The following is a 2,133-nucleotide window of genomic DNA, read 5'->3' as shown; positions in this document are numbered from 1 at the left end:
TTTTAATGAAAGTTCCTTAATTCAGCAATAGCAACAATCTATCATGAAATCACGTCTCATCGGTATCAAAACGCATCGACGCATGGAAAAACGGGGCGAATGAAATCGAGGACGGCGGGGAGAATGCCCCTCGATCTGCTATAATGGCGTCAGAGACCGAGAACCCCTGCGGTATTCGTGATCGTGATAATGTCTTGAGCCAACGCTCGATTTCCACGAGGATGCATGTCCTTGTCGGGGATGACGACCGAACGTTGACTGAACTGAGACGAGGTAATCCTCACTTTAATGGGAACGGGTCAAGACTTTCAAGACACGGTATTCGCGGGGACTTCTTTTTCGAAAAAAGGACCGGTGGGGCCTTACACGGCCTGGCCGGTTTTTTGTTTACGGCGTTACGGCAGGGGGGCAGGCATGACGGAGACGAGCGTGAAGGTGCGGGCGACCCGCTGGACGGCCGGCGGCCGCTCGGCCGTCGAAGAATCCGTGCTGGAGGAGACCGTGTTGATGGAGCGGGAGTTCTCCCTGCACATCAACGGATGTGTCGCCTGCCGCCAGGCGTTTCTGCCCGGCGGCGCCCACGAGCTGGCGGTGGGCTGGCTCTGTTCCGAGGGGTATATCGAGCGGGCGGAGGACATCCTGGATATCGAGGCCGACGAGGGGACGGGCAGCGTATCCGTCCGCCTGGCAGGGCCCGTGACGCGGCGGGAGCCGGGGCCGCTGCCGCCCCTGGAGTGGGATCCCGAGACCGTGATGGAGCACTCCCGAGCGTTCCTTGCACGCTCCGAGCTCTTCCGCGAGACGGGCGGCGTCCACTCCGCCCTGATGGCCCGGGGGCCGGAGGCGCTCTGTTTCGCCGAGGACCTGGGGCGCTTCAACGCGCTGGACAAGTGCCTGGGCAGAGCGCTGCTGATGGGGACGGACCCAGGCCGATGCATGCTCTTCACCAGCGGCCGGCTGCCGCTGGGGTTCGTGCTCAAGGTTATCCGCGCGGGCATCCCCATGGTCGTCTCGCGCTCGGCGCCGACCGATGCGGCGCTCGAAGCGGCGTCGCGCTGCCGCCTGCAGGTCGTCGGGTTCGCGCGGGGCGACCGTATGACCCTGTACGGGATGGACTGTTGACAAACAAAAATGCGCGTTATAAACTTATTTCGTCATAAGCAAGCCAAGCTTGTTTTCATAAAGGAGTCCCGGTGCGGTGTCAATCTAATTGTTCACCTGATCCGGGGCTCTTTTTTTGTCCGTATTTCAGGAAGTCGTAGAAGCGGATCAGGCGGCGGATATGACTTTTTGCGCCGCTGTCGATACCGGGATCCGACAGCGGGTCGGAGTATTGGGCATAGAGCTCCACCAACACATCCTTCAAGGCTTCGAGTTCAATTTCATGTTCGTACAAATGAGCGATATGTCGCGTTTTCCTTTCAAGAGTTCCCTCTTGTTTCCATATGGCGCGCACATTTCTGTTGGGAGCTTGAACTATCTTTTCCCTGTCCTTAACAATGCTGTTGGAGACAAGATCGTTAAAATTACGGGGCGCAGCCGCTTCTACATCAGGGAATGCTCTTGTGGCCTGACTTAACAGCTTGTGCAAGGGTAAGGTGTTATTGGCTTTTTGCAAATGCGGAAAAGCCACTTCCAGCAACTCGTCCGGGGGAATGTGGGACAAATCGTCCAAGACGATATGCCGGTACCATTCCGCGCTCGTGATTCCCGTCAACCCCTTACGGGCAAACGCAGAAAGGGTTCCCACCGCGATTGCCAGGCTTTCTTCGTCAACCCGCTCGTCATCGATGGGCGCGACCTGAAAATGCGTCGTTGGTTTGTTCGTCAGAACATAGTTGTAGCATTCTTTTTTCAAAAACCGCAAAACCTTGACGGGAAGGGTCGAACGTTTTTGAGCCAACGCCTCATACAGCTCGGCATAATTACTCAGCTTGATTTTCGTCATGGTTAAGTGCTTGTCGTCGATAATCATCGAATGGGGACCGATCTCAGGAATGGCGTTCTTCCCATGTTCGACAAAAACAAAACGATTTCTCAACTTATCGATGTTGGCACTTGAAAGACATCCGACAACGGATCGCAGGATCGATTTGATATTGGGGTCATTGATGGAATACCCGATAAATATAA

General features: G+C 55.7%; 2 protein-coding genes and 1 other RNA gene. 2 read left to right on the top strand and 1 reads right to left on the bottom strand.

What is annotated here, in order from left to right; translation table 11 throughout:
* Positions 1–160 precede the first annotated feature (160 nt).
* Positions 161–335, top strand: a non-coding RNA gene (gene ssrS, locus Q0176_RS10025) — 6S RNA.
* A 79-nt stretch (positions 336–414) separates the two neighbouring features.
* The gene (locus Q0176_RS10020) at positions 415–1,122 is read left to right on the top strand and encodes a formate dehydrogenase accessory sulfurtransferase FdhD (RefSeq protein WP_299302363.1); all 708 of its coding nucleotides are present in this window, start codon (positions 415–417) and stop codon (positions 1,120–1,122) included.
* A gap of 79 nt (positions 1,123–1,201) precedes the next feature.
* Here Q0176_RS10020 and Q0176_RS10015 read toward each other — a convergent pair.
* The coding region (locus tag Q0176_RS10015) for a hypothetical protein (protein ID WP_299302360.1) at positions 1,202–2,133 on the bottom strand (932 nt) is incomplete at its 5' end.

The organism is uncultured Fretibacterium sp., from assembly GCF_938040765.1.
Classification (GTDB): domain Bacteria; phylum Synergistota; class Synergistia; order Synergistales; family Aminobacteriaceae; genus CAJPSE01.
This window is presented reverse-complemented; position numbering and strand designations above follow the sequence as displayed.